Here is an 18,786-nt window from a genome sequence, read left to right as displayed (position 1 = left end):
CGTTTATCCCTATTTTTAGAAAAAGTCGTCGTCGCCAATTGCTTTACGTAATTGAGCTTGCTCGAGAAAGTCTTCTAATCTTCGTTTTACTTGACGTTTATGTAGCAATGTTTCTGCGGATTTAACGTTTCTAGGCGCTGTCATCGCGTCAATTTCTGTGTCATCAGGCACTCTATCTGTAAGATTAGCCATAACGAAACCCTCATGTTGAATAAAAACGTGGAATTAATTCAATGAGCATTTTTTAACTAAAAACTGATCAATTGGAAAGCAAAATATTTTGTCTCTATTGGACAGCTATTTTTACCTTTCTACTTTAGCTTAGCAGTAAATATATTTCTTGCTAGTAAAGCCGTAAACCCGTGACTTAGAGTGTGTTTGGTATCAGATATCATTGATGTTTTGATGTGGTGAACGTTATAAATTCAAATAAAAAATGCCACCTTTCAAATAGGTGGCATTAATAAAGTTATCTCTAACTTGAGGTTGTGTTAATTGTTATAGACTAAATCCATATGAATAGCCTAAAACAATTTTTGCATCACTGTCTGGTAAGTCTGTGTCAGACGCCATAAATGATACGGTACCCAAATCTGTTTCAGCGCTTAATGTAACGTTGTAGTCTGCATAAGTATCACCAAATAAATCTTCTACAACATCACCTTGTGAATAACCATAATGTAGTGCAAGGCTAAGTTTTTCTGTTAACGGAAAGCTGGCGTTGGCTTGAATATAGTTCCAGTCTGTTTCGTCACTTGCACCAGAGACATCAGAGTCAGCATTGATTACTTGAGAATAACCAACATCCAACCATTTCCATCCAAGTACTAACGCAACTTCACCAAAATCAATGCTGCCACCTGCATCTGGGTAAGCATAATAAAGATAGCTAATGTCGTAAGTGAAATCTTCATTAAAATTACCACCGTAACCACCATAAAGGTCTAATTCGTAGCTAGTCTCGTCACCGAAATCGACATTAGATGCCCAAGTACCCGCATAAAAACCAGATTCATGAGCATAATCAATACCACCTTGAATGGCTGCTTCATTACTGGTTTGCGTAGTACCACGCCATAAATAGTTTGATGTCGCGCCAATATTGCCAGTGACTTCTGCAAGGGCTGAGGCACTTAGTAGTAAGCCGGTTGATAATGCAATTGCTTGATATAGTGATTTTTTCATCTTCATCCCTTAACGTTTTATTATCACTGAACATTCATTTAGAAAATGAACTCAATGTTAGTTTGTTTGGAGAATAATTAGCGAAACTCATGCCAGTTTGGTTTTTTCTTAATAATTAAGTGCTTATATATATCTAGAACATTTTGTTATGGTTTTGTTGCCGCTTTATGATGCATGGCTGCACTTTTTTTGTGCAACAGTAATGTATGCTGAGATATTGGCTTAAGAGACGGTCAGGCTTTTATTGGCTTGATACACTTAAGGTAAAGTTATTGTTAATTTAAGTGTCAGAAGAAGATTAAAATACAGATATAAAAAAACCTCCACAGAGGAGGTTTTTATCAAAAAAGATTATGCGCAATAATTAGTTAACGCTATCTTTTAGGGTTTTACCCGCTTTAAACTTAGGCACTGTCGCTGCTGCGATTTGGATTTCTTTGCCAGTTTGCGGATTACGGCCAGTACGTGCAGCACGTTGAGTGGTTTCAAATGAACCAAAACCAACGATAGAAATTTTGTCACCGTTTTTCATGGCTTCAGTTACCGTTTCTTCAAAAGATTTTAGTGCGCGGCCAGCTTCAGCTTTGGTTAGTTCTGCATTTTCTGCGATTTTTGCAATTAATTCACTTTTGTTCATATTGATATTCTCTGCTTTCCATAGAAGTGTTTTTAACATGATTAACATGCCACAAGCCATGCAGGTTTAAAAGCACTTTATCTTATAAATTCAGTATCAGTACTAGTTTTAAAGCAAAAACAGTACAAATATTGCCTTTATTAGTGCTTTATTTACTCTTCTAATAGTTGGTAAAGAATTTTCTTTACTAACTGTGGTTCGAAAGGTTTATCACATAAGGCGTTAACCCCCGCACTAAATACATTACTTAGGTGGGTGTCGTTAGCTTCAGAAGAAACCATCAAAATAGGAATATGCGATTGCTGACTATGATTTCGGATATATTGAGTTAATGCTAATCCATCTACCGACGGCATGTTGTAGTCGGTAATCACTAAATCGTACATGTTTTCTTTCATCAGGTTTATCGCTTGTTCACCATCAACAGCTTCTGTAATCAGTTGCATCCCTAAATTGCTAATAGTGCGTTTAATCACATTACGTGCCATGCGGCTATCGTCAACAACTAATACTCTAATGTTATGCACGTCAAAATGGCTTAAATCCATTTCGTCATTGCTGAGGAAGTCAATTGTTGAGTTAAGTGCCGTGGCTAAGTGATCGGCATTAAATGGCTTAGGTAAAATAGCAACAACGCCAGATTGCCTGAATATTTCGAGTTGTTCACGACGGCATTCACTAGACACTAGCATAAATTGAATGTCGCTTAATGAGGGTGTGCTTTTGATGTACTGCAGTAGCTCTGTCGCTTCACCATCTACAAAATGCAACGCACTGGCAATTAAGTCAGGTTTATGGCGTTGAATTATTTGTTTTGCTTCAGCAATCGTTGCGGCAGTTTGGATGCTTGTTACACCTTCTTGCTGAAGACGAGTAATAATAATTTTACGTTGAGTTTCAGAAGGCTCAAGTAATAAGATTGATAATTCACTTGGAGATAAACTAGTCATAATTCTCGTTCCACAGATGTGTTGATTTTTTTGTTATTTAAATGTTGCACATTGTCAGATTATACACTAAAAAATACTTTAAAAATCACATACCGACCGCGTAATAGTGGCATATGTTTATTTTTCAATAAGATAATCTCTAGTGGCGCTTGATAACCCTACCCACCATTGAAATACCACCAGGCTTAGCAGCAATAACCATAACGGGAACAGTGGAATGTTATAACCCTGAAAGACAAGTTTGACGTCATCAGGAGTGATTTGATAGGCAATCATGGCTGTTGTAGTGATGGCGGCAAACCCAAGAGTTTGTAATCCTGCATAGCTGAGTAATAACACTTTTGTCCATGGGGCACGTTTAACTAAACCAATTAAGGCAGGTATAACCCCCAGCGTTATTAAATCAAACGCTTGAAAGGTGCTTGCTCGCCAAATTGCAATAACGGAGACTACAACATAGAGTGATATAAGAAGCATCACTCTAATTGGCATATTGGGATCAGTGTTTTGATTCATATTGGTCATCGAGCCGGATAATTTGAGGTAGAATATCTCACAAAATCGAATGATGGGTATATTTTGATGACAGAAACACATTTTTGGACGTTAGTGACACGTGATAAGCCCGAGCAGTCTTCTGCTGAGCTTGAATTGCGTTTACGTGAAACATTGCAAACTTTAGACGATGAGGCACTCAAAGCATTTGATAAAATGCTAGGCCAACAATTACGCCGCAGTTATTTATGGTCGATTTGGGGGGCGGCATACATTGTTACAGGCTGCGATTCCGATTATGGTTTTGCTGAGTTTAGATGTTTTTTATTGTCACTAGGTCAACAATGGTACGACAAAATTATTGCCAACCCTGATTGTTTGGCTGAGTTAGAACAATGGCCGTTAGTGGATGATTACGCTTACCCATTTGTGGAAGACTATGATTTGATTGCTGGTAAAATTTACGAAGACCGCACCGGACACGAACTGCCATTCGTACCCTCAGGGCTAAACTCGCCAGTTGGCAAAAAATTTAGCACCAAACCGAAGGTGATGCGCCAAACTTATCCATTACTGAGTGCACGGTTTCCTTTTTAGTTGTATGAAACATATACTACTGGGAGGGTTAAGCGTTGTTTTAGCTTCAGAGCGTTATAATCATTGCATAGGATGTAGTACTGATGATTATTTTTTATTTTACGACAATGTATTTCGCGGCATGAAAAATTGCTCGAACAACTAGTCACTACCGACATCACGGTTTGATTAGGTAGCACTGCAGGTATTTTAAACCCTTTGGAGGTGTATTATGAACGTAAAATATTTACTGTTAGCGTCAATCTTTTTTTGTTGTGTAGCCAATGCAGAGGAAGAGGTAACAGCTAATCCTGTTATCGAAGTTGGGGTGGTTAAAATTGAATGGCAAAACCCAAAAGATTTCAGTGATATCAAGACCTCTAATGAACTCCAATCACGTTTTGAAACTCGGTTATTTGAAACTTTAACCAATAATATTAACAAACAAGCTGAAAAAATCTTAAAACCAAATCAAAAACTGGAAATGATTGTGACCAACTTTGATTTGGCAGGTGATATGCGTCCGACCTTTGGTGCTACACCAAGCGATCTTCGTGTGGTTAAAGATCTCTACCCACCCAGAGCGACATTTAGTTATACCATTACTGAGAACGGCAACGTTATTATTGCCGGGGACGAAAAAATAACCGACATGAGTTTTATGTACAACACTCGTCGTTTAAACAATAAACCGTTTCAATATGAAACGACTTTGTTTGATGATTGGTTGAACAAGACCATAGCGCCTAAATTATAAAATCGCGTCTAATACCAATCCTTATTAGAATATGATCTATTTTAGGCTGCGTCACTAGGCCCAGTACAATGAAAATGACTGTAGGTGTAGTCTTCTACATCAAAGTCATTTGAAACAGTAATGGGGGTTGTGACACCGCCCCGAAGGGCGAATTTATCAGAGTGGTCTTCTTTGTTAGCCTTTCTTAACGTACGACTGCATGGTCTATTTTTTTCCATAAAAAATAAGACATTCCCACCATCCATGGCGGTCAGATACAGGAGGTAGAGCAACGCAGGAGCAGTTGCCGAGAACGACTATGTCTTCAAAAGGCTGCCTCGAATACCTCACTGATAATTTTCGCTAAAAGAGCAAATTCTAATGCGGGTTGGTATAAATTATTAATTAGTGTTTTATTTTTCGTCAAGTAGGTAAAACCCATTCAACGCAAGTTTTGCCTGTTTTTTTGCTTGAGAACTCAGGGTTGATAATTGGTATTCTGTTGCTTGTTGTTTCACTTGTGGTGGTAAAGAATGCCGATGGAAAACAACCCAAAGGATACTGCTTTTATAGACTCTTTTTCGATAATACTGTCAAGTTCGCTTACGAGCTGTATAGCCGTAATTTATTGTTTTAGTTAGACCAATTATCCAGCAATATTACGTTCGGTATTGTTGCTACAAAGAAACAAGTCTATGACGAAATAATGACAAGATTATGCCATATTAAGCAAAGCCCTCATCTTCAAGTATTGGAGGGCTGAGCATGTCATTATTTGGCAAGTTTAAATATTTGCAGGGTTTGCAGTAATGTTGCTAGCTTTTTAACAAAGGCTTCAAGTGTTTCTGGGGCAACATGAGTGCTGTTTTGCATTTCATCGAATTCTGCTACTAGTTCCTGAACATAAGGTAGAAAGCGGTTGCTCTGTTGAGTAAAACCTTGTTCTTCAGTAAAAATCGCGACAAATTTCCCGTGACCCGCTTTACGCAGTTCATCTAGGCGAGCGTCTGAATCAATGGCTTGTCTATAGGCTATTTGCAGGTTTTCTTTTATTTGTAGAAAAACATTAGTGTACGGCATAATTGCCTCATAGTGCATGTATTAAGAATAAGGCTAATTATAAGGAGCTGTTATGCCGGCAACAAGGAAAAGTCCGCTTATTTTCAATATCAGTTTGATTTATCGTCATTTACAACGTGATTGCTACGGGTTAGTGGCACTTGCATTGTGTTTTGTCTCCGCCCCTGCAGCAGCTGTTGACTCTCCAGTATTTTATAAAATTCAATATCAGCAACAGCAGGCTTATTTATTAGGTTCCATACACATTGGTCGTCAAGATTTTTACCCATTAGCGCAGCATATTGAATCAGCATTTACACAATCGGACGCATTGGTGGTTGAAGCTGATGTTAGCCAAGGTGATACTGGCGCATTATTGCAGCAATATGGAGGTTTATCTGCTCATATTGCCGCAGACGTAGATGCGACTAGAGGTATTTTTTGTCAAAGTAATCAGGCCTTGTGTCAAACGTTAGCACCTTATGCACCTTGGTTGCAGTCAGCGCAAATTAGTATAGGCCGTTTTGCGCAATTAGGTTACAGCGCCGAGCAAGGGGTGGATGCTTATTTTATGGCAAATCGCGGTGATAAGGCTTTGATTGAACTTGAGAGTATTCAGTTTCAGTTTGAATTGATTTCGTCATTTTCAACGGCGACTCAGTTACAAATGCTCGACGAATCGATAAATGCGAGCGATGCTGAAATGCTAGATTTAATCTATGCATGGCGACAAGGGGATGACAGTGCGCTGGCGACTATTATGGAAGCACAAGCAGGCGACACTGATGAATTACTTGAAAAGTTACTTTGGCAACGTAATCAAACCATGACACACAAAATCATCCAGTTGTTACAAAATAAAACCCAAAAGCAATTATTTATAGTTGTAGGAGCGGGCCACATTGTGGGTCGACAAGCCATTCCTGATTTACTGATACAACAAGGTGCAACTGTCACTCGTTGTACTATCTTGCAGTGCTAATGTCGGTTCGCTTAGGTGTGGTTTTAGTGTAACAACTTGATTTTTGTTGATAATTTTCACCCGTGTCAGCAATGCATATTGTGATTTGCAAGATTGTTTTTGCAGCGAATTGCTGGCCATTTGTACAAGGCAGAGACTTTGAGGTGTAGTTATTCTACATAAAAAGTCGATAACGCCGTAAAAATGGCCAACAAACGCTGCCCGAAGGGTTCTGCTAAAAACGTTTTACTCTTTGTTGAATGCATCTTTGCGAATAAAGGGTTGCTTAGATGACTAGGCATCAATCCATTCGCCTCGATTAAAACGTTTTTAACTCGAACGAAATTTAACCAGCAAAGATCAACAGGCCCTAGTAGAAACATAATTATTGTGCAAAATTTTTTGATTGAAATTATCAACATTTCTATGTTGCATCAGATTGGCTAGGAAAGTTAAGTTAGCCGTTTTATATCAGTTGCCGGGATAGTTGCGTCGAGCAATGATGTGCTGGTTTAAGCAATCTCATTGGTAACGACATACTGTTTTAAACGTATTCAACAATTAGCGGTTTAGCAATACCAAGACTCTAAGGTATAATGATCTACTAACCGTTTTGCAGCACATGCTTTTTGCTGCCTATTTAAGGTACAACATTGTGAGCCACGACTACGCTATCGAATTAAAAGCGATGCCTTCGCTTTTGTCTTTGTATCGCAAAATCCTGTTTGGGCGTAAACCGGGATGGGATCATCAACCGCTTCCTAATATTTATGTACAAGCACCAAATGTGATCTTGTCTCAAGATAAAATTAGCCAATATGCTGAAGTGTGTGGTTTCGAATACGATGGTGTAGTGTTGCCGCCAACGTATTTGTATGTCTGGGCATTTCGTTTACATGCAATGATATTTATACATAAAGCAGTTACTTTTCCGTTGCTTGGAATGATCCACTTAAAAAATAGTATCAGTGTATTTCGCCCCGTGAGAGCGGATGAAACCTTGACTGTACAATGTGAGCTTGCTGCAAGCCGCACCACTGATGCCGGACTTGAGTTTGAGTTAGTCTCTAAAGTGTTTGTCGGCGAAGAATTGGTGTGGCAAGCGCTATCAACTTACTTATATCGCATTGGGTCAGCTGGACGTCGAACTCGTCCACCTAAAGCCTCTGAGATGGCATGGGAAAACGTACAGCAATGGCGTTTAACTGATGATTTAGGTCGTCGTTATGCTAAAGCATCGGGTGATTATAACTTAATTCACTTACACCCTTTATTATCAAAACGCTTTGGTTTTGATCGAGTGTTGGCGCATGGTATGTGGTCTAAGGCGCGTGCATTATCTCACTTAATGCCGTCTATCGGTGAGAGACCTTTTCAAGTGGATGTTGAATTTAAGCTGCCGGTATTTATGCCGTCTGAAGTGACATTTGCATTCGAAAGCATTGAAAATGGTAAGCGTTTTGAAATGCGTGATGTTAAAGGTCGTAGACCACATTTACAGGGCAACATGACTTACTTATAAGCATACTACCCTCAGTTCTGGAATCAATAACCTTTGTTTCGCCATCAGCTTAGTGCCGACTGACAATAGGCATATTGACGCGTTAATATGCCTATTGGGTAAAACATATGACAAGCTTGATATTGTAGACTTGAATTAACTCTATTTTTAATGAGTGACTCTATCTCATTTAGAATGAAAATGAGTTAAATTGCAGTGACAGAACCGCTCAGGTTAGTTACCTGAGCTTTTTTTATGGCTGTTTAAGGTACCGCATGGCCCATTGCTGCTTGCCAAATACTAAACCATTGTTGGCGGTCTAAGTGGATGTTGGCTGAATTTACTGCGCTGGTTATGCGTTCTAGATTACCACTGCCGATAATAGGCGCAGGGCAACTAGGATGCATACGAATCCAAGCGTAGATCACTTGGCTAATGTCTTCTGTTCCGACTTTTTGTGCGACATCGTGTAAGGTGTTGCGAATGCGCAGTGCTTGAGGTGTGTTCGAGGACAATAATTCCCCACCGCCCAAACAAGACCATGCCATAGGTGTTATACGGTGTTGTTGACATTGGTCGAGCACTCCATCATGCAAGCTTTGCATGGCCAAAGGCGATATTTCAACTTGATTTGTGATCAGCGGAGCTTGGAGTCGTGATTGTAATAAATTAAATTGGTTAGTGGTAAAGTTAGATACACCAAAATGGCTGACTTTACCTTGGGCATGCAATAGCTCAAAAGCTTCTGCTATCTCGTCTGCGTTCATCAATGGATCGGGACGATGAATCAGTAGCACATCTAAATATTCGGTTTTTAATTTGGTGAGAGAATTTTCAACACTTTGAATAATGTTTATTTTACTGGTGTCATAATGATTGACGTAGCGACCATCATAGCCATTAAATTCTGGTTTAATACCACACTTACTGATTAGCTGCATTTGTTGACGTAATTGCGGTTTTAGCGCTAAAGCTTCACCAAATAGGGTTTCACATTGATACACCCCATAAATATCGGCATGATCCATGCTGGTTACACCAAGTTCAAGATAATGCTCTATTAAGCCAAGGCGTTGTTGTAATGACATATTCCAAGAATCAATCCGCCAAAAGCCGGCTATAAAATCTGAAAACATAAATGCAGGTGAAGTCATGATTAGTTACTTATTATCGAAGGTCATAATACTTTAGCAGATAAGAAAAGCTAAGCCAGATAACATACGAATGCATTTGACTTAACTCGATAACCCCTTGAATTATTTTTGGTAAATATGCACATCGCGTTGCGGGAATGGAATACTAATACCTTCAGCATCAAAGCGCATTTTAACTGAACGAGTGATATCCCAATAGACTTCCCAATAATCATCTGGATTAACCCAAGGTCTAACAACAAAGTCGACAGACGATTCGCCCAATGTATGTAGTTTTACAATGGGCAGAGGCTCTGCATGTACTTTTGGATGTTGCTCGACAATACTTTGTAAAATAGTTTCAGCATGTTCAATATTGTCGCTGTAACTAATGCCAAAAATCATATCAACTCGTCGCTGGTGTTCAGCTGTGATGTTGTTGATGGTATCACCCCAAATCTTATTGTTTGGTACGATAAGGCGTTGGTTATCTAATGTTTTAATGGTGGTTGATACAAGACTCATGTGGCTGACTCGGCCAGTCACTCCTGCAGCATTAATCAAATTGCCCACATCAAATGGACGATAGACTAAGATCATCATTCCCGATGCGAAATTTGACAAAGTATCTTGTAGCGCAAAACCAATAATGACACCAGCAATACCAAAACCAGCAAGTAGCGGGCCGAGTTCAAAACCGAGCTGCGACAATGCGATTAACAAACCTACAGCAAAAACAATTTTAGCGGACAACGAGATGAAAAAATCTTGCAGTAGTTGGCTAAATTGTAATTTTGATGCTCTTACTGTTTTCGCGATAATTTTAGTGGCAACTTTTGCGGCTAAACTGGTGACAAATAGGATTAACAAAAACACCAGAATTTTAAATGTCAGGCTAGGGCCATTATTGATGGTTTGATCTTTAAGCGTTTTCCCCCAACCTTGTAGCAAGTTAGACGCAACGCTGAAATTCAATACATCTTGAGTAATATCACCCGATACACTAAACAATGTTTGTTTAAACTGCGATACATCTTGGTCTAGTGTTTCGAGTATTTCAGCAGAAACCGCTAAGCTCGAGCTGCTTTGCTCTAAGCGCTCTTTTAATGCTACCACCTGGGATTTTTGTTCAGCGCTAATATCTGCTCCAGCACTTTCGGCTTCAGCAACGGCTTTTTGTAACTCATCTTGAGTGTAATGCACAAAACTATTGAATTGGTCGGCTCGTTTGAGCATAAATTCAGTCAGTTTTTGCTTCTGGACACTGACATCCATACTCAGATTTTCAGCCCATTGCAGCGTGGTAAATTGCGCCTTGAGATAATGATCGCGTTCAACTTCACGTTGTGAGATAGCTAAGATAATCTTATTGCTATCTTCTTGGCTTACGCCAAGACGCATGTTCATAATTTGCTGGTCTAAGTAGTGGCTAACATTTCCCAAAAATGTCATTCGGTTTTGCACTAAGTTCTTTAGGTATTGCTTATCAGCATCAGGTGAAGCAATTAATTGGCCAATTTTATCACCTAATTCAGATGACTTGTTCTTAATGCGATATTCAGTAAATGTACGAAGCTCACCTTTCTCCTTTAACAATAATTGAGTCTCTTGCTCGATAGTATGTTGCAAGCGAGTAATTTGCTTTTGAGTCTCTGTTAGCTCATTACTAACAATAATCGGGTCCACAGAATCTTGTTCAGCATGAAGTGATGGCGATATAAATGTCGCGGTAACTAATATTAAGGTAAGTAAAATTCGGAGCATGTAAGGCCATCCTGTAGTCCTAAGTTGGGCATATGATAGTGGAAAACCCCTGTAAGCACCAAATACAGCAATCTGTAGGGTAATTTGTTACACTTGTCGTCATTACGGAACCGAGGAAATAACCATGTCGCTGCAATGTGCCCATTGCTATAAATCTTTTTCAATTGCCAAGGTGGCTGATAGTCGCGGTAAAGGTTTGTCAGTAGAAGTGCAATGCCCTCATTGTGCAGCGTGGCTTGGACATAATAAATTTCTATCATTTGCCAAAATGATTGGGTTTTATGGTGGTGTAACCGCCGCAGCAATAGGTTACTTTGCTGAGGATGTGACGTTTATTACCACTCCTGTGGTTATATTAGCCGTTATAATGATTGGTTTATCGCACATTATGGATCATTTACAGCTTGTAGAATCCCCTGAAAATGATCCAACTACAGAAACTAACGTTAAATAACTATTGTTACTTAACTTCAATAACTTGGCCTGCTAGTGACGTTTCAACGTAGTAAATCCCGCCTAGTACGACAATAGCAACGATGATCATCACTAAAATAACCCCGATATTTTCACGAATAAATTGTGGCATGTTTTACGTCCTGTACTGATGGAACACTAATGTTGTATAGACTAATGTTGCCATAATATAAATGACAACTTAAGCCTAGCTTAAAACGAGTTTAATTGATTGTCATGTATGCGTTGTTCTTAATTCATTTTAATGTTTCATAAAAAATTCATGAATTGTCACAATCTATTGATTGCATTTCAGCTACGGTCTTTTACACTTATGCTCACTTTTATTAACTTACTGGAATAGTGTACTTGAAAGCCCGCATCCAAATAAGACAAACGATAGCAATCTGGCTAAGTGCCATTTTGATTGTATTGTCTATTGCTGCGTCTGCGCATTCTGTACGACATCTTAATGATGGTGTACAAAATCATTGTGCCCTGTGCTTTCATCAACACCAGCTTAATAAAACGATTCATTCTTCCAATATTGTGTTTGTTGTTACTAAACAAACCTTTGAGCGTCAGCAATATACGCTGCCTTTTTCACTTAGCGTATTTAAAGCTTATTACCAAAGTCGTGCCCCTCCTTTATCTCGTTAGTCCAACACATTAATTAATTATTTTTCCGTTATCTGTTGGTTGATATCAACCCCAGGTAAACGGCTACTTGTTGTATTTTGGAGATATCATGTCTGCGTTAAACACACGTGTTTCGTTATTGGCACTGGCTTGTGCTGTAAGTTCGTATTCTGCAATGGCGGAAGATTCTAGTTTAACTAATCCCAGCATTAGTGCGGTACTCGATGGTTATTATCAAACAGGCGATCGCCCTATGGCTGAAAGAGAAGAGGGTTTTGGCTTAGGCGAAACAGAATTGGCATTAAGTGCCAATATTGATGAAATGTTTTACGGTAAAGTCACTGCAGTTATTGAGTTGGAGGATGGTGAGACAGAATTGAATTTGGAAGAAGCCTTTATCCAAACCCTGGCGTTACCAAATGGGCTTTCTGTTCGTGCTGGCCGGTTTTTATCTGATATTGGTTATTTAAATAATCAACATAAACATACTGATTCGTTTACTGAGCGACCTGCGGTATACCGTGCATTTTTAGGTAATCACTATTTTGATGATGGTATCCGCTTAAGCTATGTTGCACCAACAGATCTTTATTGGACTATGGGTGTTGAAGCGTTTGGTGGGGATAGCTTACGTGCTGCAGATGAACACGGTGAGCGTGATTTTGATGATGTTGGCGTGTATACCGCGTTAACCAAGATTGGTGGTGATATTGGTATTGAGAGTTCTTGGCAACTCGGGTTCAGCTATTTACGTAATGAAAATGGTTTAGCATATGCCGAAGAGCACGAAGATGAAGAAGAAACGGCTGATGAACATGCTGAACACAGTCACAGCGCATCATACACAGGCGAAAATACTTACATTGCTGACTTTGTTTATAAGTGGGCCCCTAATGGTAACTACAAATATCAAAACCTTACCTTAAGTGGTGAATACTTTAGAGTGACAGATATTTTTGGCGAAGAACCTGGGCACGTTGATGAAGTCGATGACATGGATGATCATGAAATTAGTGATGATTATCATGAAGGTTGGTACTTAAGCAGTGTTTATCAATTCTCTCCTAGCTGGTCTGCAGGGTTGCGTTATGGCCAAATAGATACGTTTGAGATCCATGAAGATCACCTTGATCCTCAAAAGTTAAAAGAAACCGAATTCAGCCTTGCTTGGCACAGCAGCCATTTCTCGACAGTGCGTTTGCAATACACTCATCAAACCGGAACCAATTTTGATGGTTTTGAAGATGATAATATTTTCACTTTACAATATGTTATGTCATTAGGAGCTCACGGTGCGCATCAATTCTAAATTGCTTTTAGCAGTGACTTCAATGTCGTTGCTGTTTACCGCGACAGCCAAAGCGGAACTGAATGTATTTGCCTGTGAACCTGAATATGCCGCATTAGCGCAAACCTTAGCACCTGATGCGAGAGTGTATTCGGCAACTACAGCGATGCAAGATCCACATCAAGTGCAAGCACGACCTAGTTTGATTGCTAAAATGCGTCAAGCAGATTTGGTTGTCTGTGCTGGGGCTGATTTAGAAATCGGTTGGTTACCTATGCTACAAATGAAGTCGTCTAACCCTAAGGTTAATTCGACCGATAAAGGACTGTTTTTTGCGGCCGACCAAATCGATACGCTAGACAAGCTAAGCCATGTCGATCGTTCAATGGGTGATGTGCATGCAAAAGGTAACCCTCATATTCATTTAGACCCACAACGTATGTTAAAAGTGGCCAAAGCCCTGACATTGAAACTGACCGAGATTGATCCAAACAATAGTGGTGAGTATCAACAGGCTTTAGCTGATTTTAGCCAACGCTGGGAAGCTAAAATTCCTCAGTGGCAAGCGGAGGCGAAAGGCTTAGCGGGTAAAAAGGTCATTGCTTATCATTCTAGTTTCCGTTATTTATTTAATTGGATTGGAATTGAACAAGTGGCAGATCTTGAGCCAAAACCAGGTTTAGCACCAACCAGTAGTCATTTAGCATCATTACTTACACGCGCTGAAAAAGGTGATGTGATGGCGGTGATAGTGGCGTCATATCAAGATGAACGCGGTGCTAAATGGCTTGGCGAACGTGCAAATTTACCAGTATTAGTTTTACCTATGTCAGTGGGTGGCAACGAACAGAGTAAAGACTTATTTAGTCTATACGATAGCTTGCTTAGCTTGTTGAATGGAGTGAAATAATCCTATGTTTGATGTCGAGCTATTGTCGATTTTGCTGCCAGCATTAGCGGCAGGGTTATTGGTGTTATCAACCCATGTGTTGTTAGGCCGACAAGTCCTTAAACGTGGAATTATCTTTATTGATTTAGCCATTGCTCAAGTTGCTGCGTTAGGAGCGATAGTTTCGCACATTGATCATAGGGTAGACAATTTACCGTATGCCCACGTGTGGATGCCAGCATTATTTGCATTGGCCGGTGCAGGCGTTATTGCTTGGATGGCAAAGCGATTAGTGGGTGAACTTGAAGCCTTTATTGGTTGTTTTTATGTACTCAGTGCAGTAGCTGCAATGCTATTGTTAGCCAATGATCCTCATGGTGCTGAGTTATTAAAGCAATTAATGTCTGGTCAAATATTATGGGTAAGTTGGTCTCAATTGGTATTACCTGCAGTCGTTTCTGCTGCAATTATTGGGATCATTGTCTTTAGACCAAGTGTGTTAGATGGCGGAGGTTTTTACTTCTTATTTGCATTAGTCATTACTTTGTCGGTAGAGCTTGTTGGAGTGTATTTAGTGTTTAGCACCCTAATTTTACCGGCTTTGGCATTAAACAAATATCAAGGAAAAGCTAAGCTTGCTTGGGGTTATGCGGTAGGAGTGGTTGGTTATATCGCTGGGTTAGTGTTATCTGCTAGCTTTGATTTGCCCAGTGGTGCTGCCATCGTAGCAACATTAGCGCTAAGTGCTTTGTTATTCAGAGTGTTACTTAAACTGCGCTCATCTGCTTCAGCTTATCAATCTACTAATCACTAAGCTGTCACATAAACTATGTTATTCTGCCCCATATCATAGGGGCAGAATATTTCAGCGTACATATGTAAACAAAACGTTGAGTCCATAGACCTGCATCGTTATACTATCGCCAATTTTATTGCAGGAGTATGCTGTGCTGCTTATCGCTCGTTCAATCATTCTCGCCGTGCTTTTGTTTTTACTCTTTGTATTTTCAATTGTTTTTTGCCTTATACGCCCAATGCATCGTAACAATGTACACGTAATTGCCAATATCTTTGGTTCTGTTGCACCAATATTAGGCATTAAGGTCATTAAACGTGTTCATCCGGTAAGTACTTCGTCGAAGCCTTGCATTTATCTTGCGAATCATCAGAATAATTTTGATTTATTTACTCATACGTCAGTGGTACCAAAAGCGACGGTTAGTTTAGGTAAAAAGAGCCTAGCGTGGATGCCGTTATTTGGTCAAATTTATTGGTTATCTGGCAACATTCTTATTGATCGTAAAAATCGTCACAGTGCCTTTGATACAATGGCTAAAACCGTAGAGAAAATGAAAAATAAAGGACTGTCGGTATGGATATTTCCTGAAGGAACTCGTTCTCGCGGTCGCGGATTGTTACCGTTTAAAGTGGGGGCATTTCATACTGCAATAGCCGCTCAAGCTCCGATAGTACCTGTATTAGCTTCGTGTCAGAGCCACATTAATCTTAATCGTTGGAACAACGGTGTAGTGATTGTGGAGATGATGGAACCGATCCCAACAGCTGGCTTAGATAAAAATGATGTAAAAGCCTTAAACAATAAGGTACATCAATTGATGTCGGCCCGTTTGGTTGAGTTAAATAAAGAAGCTGAAGCGTTAACCCTGAAAGCTCGAACATAACCACTAATCACTAAACATCCTAGCAAGCTCGCAACTTGTGTCAGTTTGGGTATAATTGATTAAATTTTTTGAGTCCTATTTACGGAGTTATCCATGTCTGTTGAGCGTCAGTTAAAAGAGCAATTTGCTGAGAATCTCGAAATTGTTGATGCCTTACTTGCTGATGGTTCAGAGCCTGATGCGGAATATACTTTTGAACATCATTTTTCGGCGACTAATTTTGATCGCTTAGAAAAAGCAGCTGTTGATGCATTTAAGCTCGGTTTTGAAGTGAACGATGCTGAAGAAATGGAGCTTGAAGATGGCTCGATTATTTTCTGCTTTGATGCCATTGCTCAGCATAAGTTAGAAGCTCCTTTATTGGATAAAGCCTGTGAACAGTTGATTTTATTAGCCTCCAAGCAAAAAGTCGATTATGACGGTTGGGGAACTTATTTTGTCGGTGACGATGTTGAAGGCGAAGAAGATGATGAAGATGCTGAAGATGCTGATGATGAAGATGATACATTTCACTAATTCATAGGCAGTCTATCGACCATAAAAAAACGCTCATCAATGATGAGCGTTTTTTTATGGTCGATAGAATGTGCTTGGTCGCCGGTTATTGATGAATAACGCTTTTGTTACGGCCTTCTTGCTTAGCGATATATAGTGCTTTATCTGCACCAGATAACCAAGTAGAGATATTGTCTATTTGGGAGTCTAAATCGTTAATTCCAATGCTTACAGTGACTTTTATAAGGCGATTTTCGAATGAGACTTCAGATGCTTCAATACGTTTTCTCAACCGCTCAGTAAAGTTAAGCGCATCTTCTGCTGTTGTTTTTGATAATACTACGCCAAATTCTTCACCGCCATAACGGCCAGCAAAGTCGGTGTCGCGCAATGCTTGCTTTAATAAATAGGCTGTATGTTGAATGACTTTATCACCTGCAGAGTGACCATATTTATCGTTGATAACTTTAAAGTTATCAATATCAATCATCACCAATGATGCGGTATCACCATAACGAGCATAGCGATCAAACTCTTTTTCCATGCAATCTTGCCAATGGCGACGATTATATAACTGGGTTAACCCATCTGTTTGGCTGAGCAGCTCTAGTTGTTCGTTAGCGGCTTTTAGTTGTAGTTTGTTGACGGCTATATCAGTCACATCGTACACAATAATACTAATATGAGTGATTTTACCCGTTAGCGAGGCTAATGGTAATAAGGTGATATTTTGATACATATAATCGGCTCGACCCGTTACTGGTCGATAATTTTTAAACTGGAACACGTATGGACGTTGCTCCCAACTAATAAAAGTACGGTTTTTAAGTAAAAAAACCGATTCCATTTTTTGTTTTAACCATTTAGCAGGTAAGTCTGGAAACTTTTCAAACAGATTATCACCTTTAATTGAATTGGGTGACACACCACTGTGGTTTTCCATAAAACCATTCCAAAGTTGGATATTATAGTCGCTATCAATCACGACTAAGCCCACTTCTATGGTTTGTACCATATCGATTAGCCAGTGTAGTTCGTTCATCGCACTTTGGTCATTTGACATAAAGGGTTATCCAACGTTAGTCGAGTAAGTAGCCAAGCTTGTAATTCAGCGTTGCAATAGATTCTTCAGTAAACAGCAGCAAAAGATCACATTGAATATTGTAATCCTCTATTCGATAGTTAATTTCCATCGCGAGTGTGCGTTGCCATTTTGCTGAGTTGTCGTGAATGAGTTCATTGACACTACAGTGTCTGCCCAGCACGACCGGGTGAGATTGACTGAATTTCATATCGAGTTGTTCAGAAATACCATTTAAAAATGCACCAATGAGCACATTACCTGTGTCCATCATCACTTCTATTTCAGTATTATTGTCTTCTGGATTTTCTAATCCCATTAGTTTTGCCATATCCTCAAAACTAGAGTCATGGAACAGTAATAACGCTTCACCAGCGATACCCGCACCAATAAATCCTTGGCAAAGTCCTGAGACTGTTGAATTTCGTTCAGTGGCTTTTAGGGCCATGGTCAATTCACTGACTTCAAGTACATTAACGTTGGGAATAGGTAATAGTACAAATACATCAAGGAGTTTAGCGAGTAAATCAGCTGCTCTGCCCATTGCGACGTTGGCGATTTCTTGGCATGCGTCACGCATATCAACTCTCATCATTGGAGTGTCGTTTACTTTATTACCCTGAGTAAGGGTTAAAATGCCGTACTCTTGCAAAATATGACTGATAGCATCTGCACTCACTGGTTTTTGAATAAAATCCAGAGCACCTAAAGCTTTGACTCGTTCGTGGGCTTTAATTTGAATATCGCCAGACACGACAATAATTAATGCGGGCAAATCTTGTTGCTGTACAGCTTGGAGGACCTCATAACCATCCATAACGGGCATATTGAGATCAAGGAAGACAATCTCTCCTTTACCAGCACGAATAACATCAAGCCCTTCAGCACCATTGGTGGCGTAGCTGATTTCAACATCCCAATCTTTGGGGAGAGTTCTTGCCATTTGTTTTCTGGCGAGTGCTGAATCGTCGCATATTAATATTGGAATGGTCATTGTTGCTAGTCTTCCTTAGTTTGCCTTTAAGAAAACACACTCATTAATGCAACCGCGAGTGGTACTAGGCGGATAGTAATGATAAGACTTTTTACAGCGATTTTTGTTTGTTAGTACATTATACGTATTTGCTTACAATATTGGTAACTTGGATTTTGATCACTTTGTTTTCTACATTTTAGTCATGTGTAAATGTCTTGATACTGATCTAACCATTTGTGAAAAATCAGTAAGTCAAGGTCGTTATATTGATAATAGGTAATATATG

At 39.5% G+C, this 18,786-nt stretch carries 23 protein-coding genes; 11 read left to right on the top strand and 12 right to left on the bottom strand.

Annotation, left to right across the window (positions count from 1 at the left end; all coding sequences use genetic code 11):
- Positions 1-15 precede the first annotated feature (15 nt).
- The 5 genes from FH971_RS20435 to FH971_RS17810 form a co-directional block, all read right to left on the bottom strand.
- Positions 16-192 (bottom strand): PA3496 family putative envelope integrity protein, encoded by a 177-nt coding sequence (locus FH971_RS20435; protein WP_167496055.1) that lies wholly within the window; start codon positions 190-192, stop codon positions 16-18.
- Positions 193-498: 306 nt separating this feature from the next.
- Positions 499-1,185 carry a TorF family putative porin gene (locus FH971_RS17825; RefSeq protein WP_137225135.1) on the bottom strand — a complete coding sequence of 229 codons (687 nt, stop codon included), beginning with the start codon at positions 1,183-1,185 and terminating at the stop codon, positions 499-501.
- Positions 1,186-1,549: 364 nt separating this feature from the next.
- On the bottom strand, positions 1,550-1,822 hold the full coding sequence (locus FH971_RS17820) for an HU family DNA-binding protein (RefSeq protein ID WP_137227398.1): 273 nt from the start codon (positions 1,820-1,822) through the stop codon (positions 1,550-1,552).
- A gap of 152 nt (positions 1,823-1,974) precedes the next feature.
- Complete coding sequence (locus tag FH971_RS17815) at positions 1,975-2,772, bottom strand: response regulator (RefSeq protein WP_140235186.1); 798 nt, start codon at positions 2,770-2,772, stop codon at positions 1,975-1,977.
- Positions 2,773-2,889: 117 nt separating this feature from the next.
- A complete protein-coding gene (locus FH971_RS17810) occupies positions 2,890-3,288 on the bottom strand; it encodes a hypothetical protein (protein ID WP_240778387.1) in 399 nt (132 codons plus the stop codon).
- A 66-nt stretch (positions 3,289-3,354) separates the two neighbouring features.
- Between FH971_RS17810 and FH971_RS17805 the strand changes: the two genes are divergently transcribed.
- On the top strand, positions 3,355-3,864 hold the full coding sequence (locus tag FH971_RS17805; RefSeq protein ID WP_140235184.1) for a DUF4240 domain-containing protein: 510 nt from the start codon (positions 3,355-3,357) through the stop codon (positions 3,862-3,864).
- Between the two features lie 211 nt (positions 3,865-4,075).
- Entirely contained in the window at positions 4,076-4,600 is a 525-nt protein-coding gene (locus tag FH971_RS17800; protein WP_137225143.1) for a DUF3016 domain-containing protein, read from the top strand.
- A gap of 41 nt (positions 4,601-4,641) precedes the next feature.
- Here the strand turns inward: FH971_RS17800 and FH971_RS20430 are convergent, their stop codons facing one another.
- Both FH971_RS20430 and FH971_RS17795 read right to left on the bottom strand, forming a co-directional pair.
- Positions 4,642-4,818 (bottom strand): hypothetical protein, encoded by a 177-nt coding sequence (locus tag FH971_RS20430; RefSeq protein ID WP_167496054.1) that lies wholly within the window; start codon positions 4,816-4,818, stop codon positions 4,642-4,644.
- A 532-nt stretch (positions 4,819-5,350) separates the two neighbouring features.
- A complete protein-coding gene (locus FH971_RS17795; protein WP_137225145.1) occupies positions 5,351-5,659 on the bottom strand; it encodes a prephenate dehydrogenase in 309 nt (102 codons plus the stop codon).
- A gap of 52 nt (positions 5,660-5,711) precedes the next feature.
- Between FH971_RS17795 and FH971_RS17790 the strand changes: the two genes are divergently transcribed.
- Both FH971_RS17790 and FH971_RS17780 read left to right on the top strand, forming a co-directional pair.
- The gene (locus FH971_RS17790) at positions 5,712-6,620 is read left to right on the top strand and encodes a TraB/GumN family protein (protein WP_137225147.1); all 909 of its coding nucleotides are present in this window, start codon (positions 5,712-5,714) and stop codon (positions 6,618-6,620) included.
- A 667-nt stretch (positions 6,621-7,287) separates the two neighbouring features.
- A complete protein-coding gene (locus FH971_RS17780; RefSeq protein WP_140235641.1) occupies positions 7,288-8,121 on the top strand; it encodes a MaoC family dehydratase in 834 nt (277 codons plus the stop codon).
- A 242-nt stretch (positions 8,122-8,363) separates the two neighbouring features.
- Here the strand turns inward: FH971_RS17780 and FH971_RS17775 are convergent, their stop codons facing one another.
- Together FH971_RS17775 and FH971_RS17770 are read right to left on the bottom strand one after the other, a co-directional pair.
- The gene (locus FH971_RS17775; RefSeq protein ID WP_137225149.1) at positions 8,364-9,254 is read right to left on the bottom strand and encodes an aldo/keto reductase; all 891 of its coding nucleotides are present in this window, start codon (positions 9,252-9,254) and stop codon (positions 8,364-8,366) included.
- A 102-nt stretch (positions 9,255-9,356) separates the two neighbouring features.
- Complete coding sequence (locus FH971_RS17770) at positions 9,357-10,997, bottom strand: mechanosensitive ion channel family protein (RefSeq protein WP_140235183.1); 1,641 nt, start codon at positions 10,995-10,997, stop codon at positions 9,357-9,359.
- A 124-nt stretch (positions 10,998-11,121) separates the two neighbouring features.
- Between FH971_RS17770 and FH971_RS17765 the strand changes: the two genes are divergently transcribed.
- A complete protein-coding gene (locus FH971_RS17765; protein WP_140235182.1) occupies positions 11,122-11,451 on the top strand; it encodes a hypothetical protein in 330 nt (109 codons plus the stop codon).
- Positions 11,452-11,457: 6 nt separating this feature from the next.
- Here FH971_RS17765 and FH971_RS20650 read toward each other — a convergent pair whose 3' ends face one another.
- Entirely contained in the window at positions 11,458-11,583 is a 126-nt protein-coding gene (locus tag FH971_RS20650) for a hypothetical protein (RefSeq protein ID WP_276611785.1), read from the bottom strand.
- Positions 11,584-11,819: 236 nt separating this feature from the next.
- On the opposite strand from FH971_RS20650, the gene FH971_RS17760 reads away from it, so the two are divergent.
- The 6 genes from FH971_RS17760 (at position 11,820) to rraB (ending at position 16,464) form a co-directional block, all read left to right on the top strand.
- On the top strand, positions 11,820-12,110 hold the full coding sequence (locus FH971_RS17760; RefSeq protein ID WP_140235181.1) for an ABC-type zinc uptake system zinc chaperone: 291 nt from the start codon (positions 11,820-11,822) through the stop codon (positions 12,108-12,110).
- A gap of 88 nt (positions 12,111-12,198) precedes the next feature.
- Positions 12,199-13,398 carry a hypothetical protein gene (locus FH971_RS17755; RefSeq protein ID WP_137225157.1) on the top strand — a complete coding sequence of 400 codons (1,200 nt, stop codon included), beginning with the start codon at positions 12,199-12,201 and terminating at the stop codon, positions 13,396-13,398.
- Complete coding sequence (locus tag FH971_RS17750; RefSeq protein ID WP_167496052.1) at positions 13,382-14,287, top strand: metal ABC transporter solute-binding protein, Zn/Mn family; 906 nt, start codon at positions 13,382-13,384, stop codon at positions 14,285-14,287. The genes FH971_RS17755 and FH971_RS17750 overlap by 17 nt, the downstream gene beginning before the upstream one ends.
- Before the next feature lie 4 nt (positions 14,288-14,291).
- Positions 14,292-15,080 (top strand): metal ABC transporter permease, encoded by a 789-nt coding sequence (locus FH971_RS17745; protein WP_140235180.1) that lies wholly within the window; start codon positions 14,292-14,294, stop codon positions 15,078-15,080.
- 133 nt (positions 15,081-15,213) lie between these two features.
- Positions 15,214-15,948, top strand: a complete 735-nt coding sequence (locus tag FH971_RS17740) for a 1-acylglycerol-3-phosphate O-acyltransferase (protein ID WP_140235179.1) — start codon at positions 15,214-15,216, stop codon at positions 15,946-15,948.
- 93 nt (positions 15,949-16,041) lie between these two features.
- Positions 16,042-16,464 (top strand): ribonuclease E inhibitor RraB, encoded by a 423-nt coding sequence (gene rraB / locus FH971_RS17735; RefSeq protein ID WP_140235178.1) that lies wholly within the window; start codon positions 16,042-16,044, stop codon positions 16,462-16,464.
- 85 nt (positions 16,465-16,549) lie between these two features.
- On the opposite strand, the gene FH971_RS17730 is transcribed toward rraB, so the two are convergent.
- Complete coding sequence (locus FH971_RS17730) at positions 16,550-17,506, bottom strand: sensor domain-containing diguanylate cyclase (RefSeq protein ID WP_140235177.1); 957 nt, start codon at positions 17,504-17,506, stop codon at positions 16,550-16,552.
- A 16-nt stretch (positions 17,507-17,522) separates the two neighbouring features.
- Positions 17,523-18,518: a response regulator gene (locus FH971_RS17725; RefSeq protein WP_137225166.1), complete on the bottom strand. Its 996-nt coding sequence runs from the start codon at positions 18,516-18,518 to the stop codon at positions 17,523-17,525.
- Positions 18,519-18,786 lie beyond the last annotated feature (268 nt).

The organism is Shewanella polaris (assembly GCF_006385555.1).
In the GTDB taxonomy this organism is placed as follows: domain Bacteria; phylum Pseudomonadota; class Gammaproteobacteria; order Enterobacterales; family Shewanellaceae; genus Shewanella; species Shewanella polaris.
This window is presented reverse-complemented; position numbering and strand designations above follow the sequence as displayed.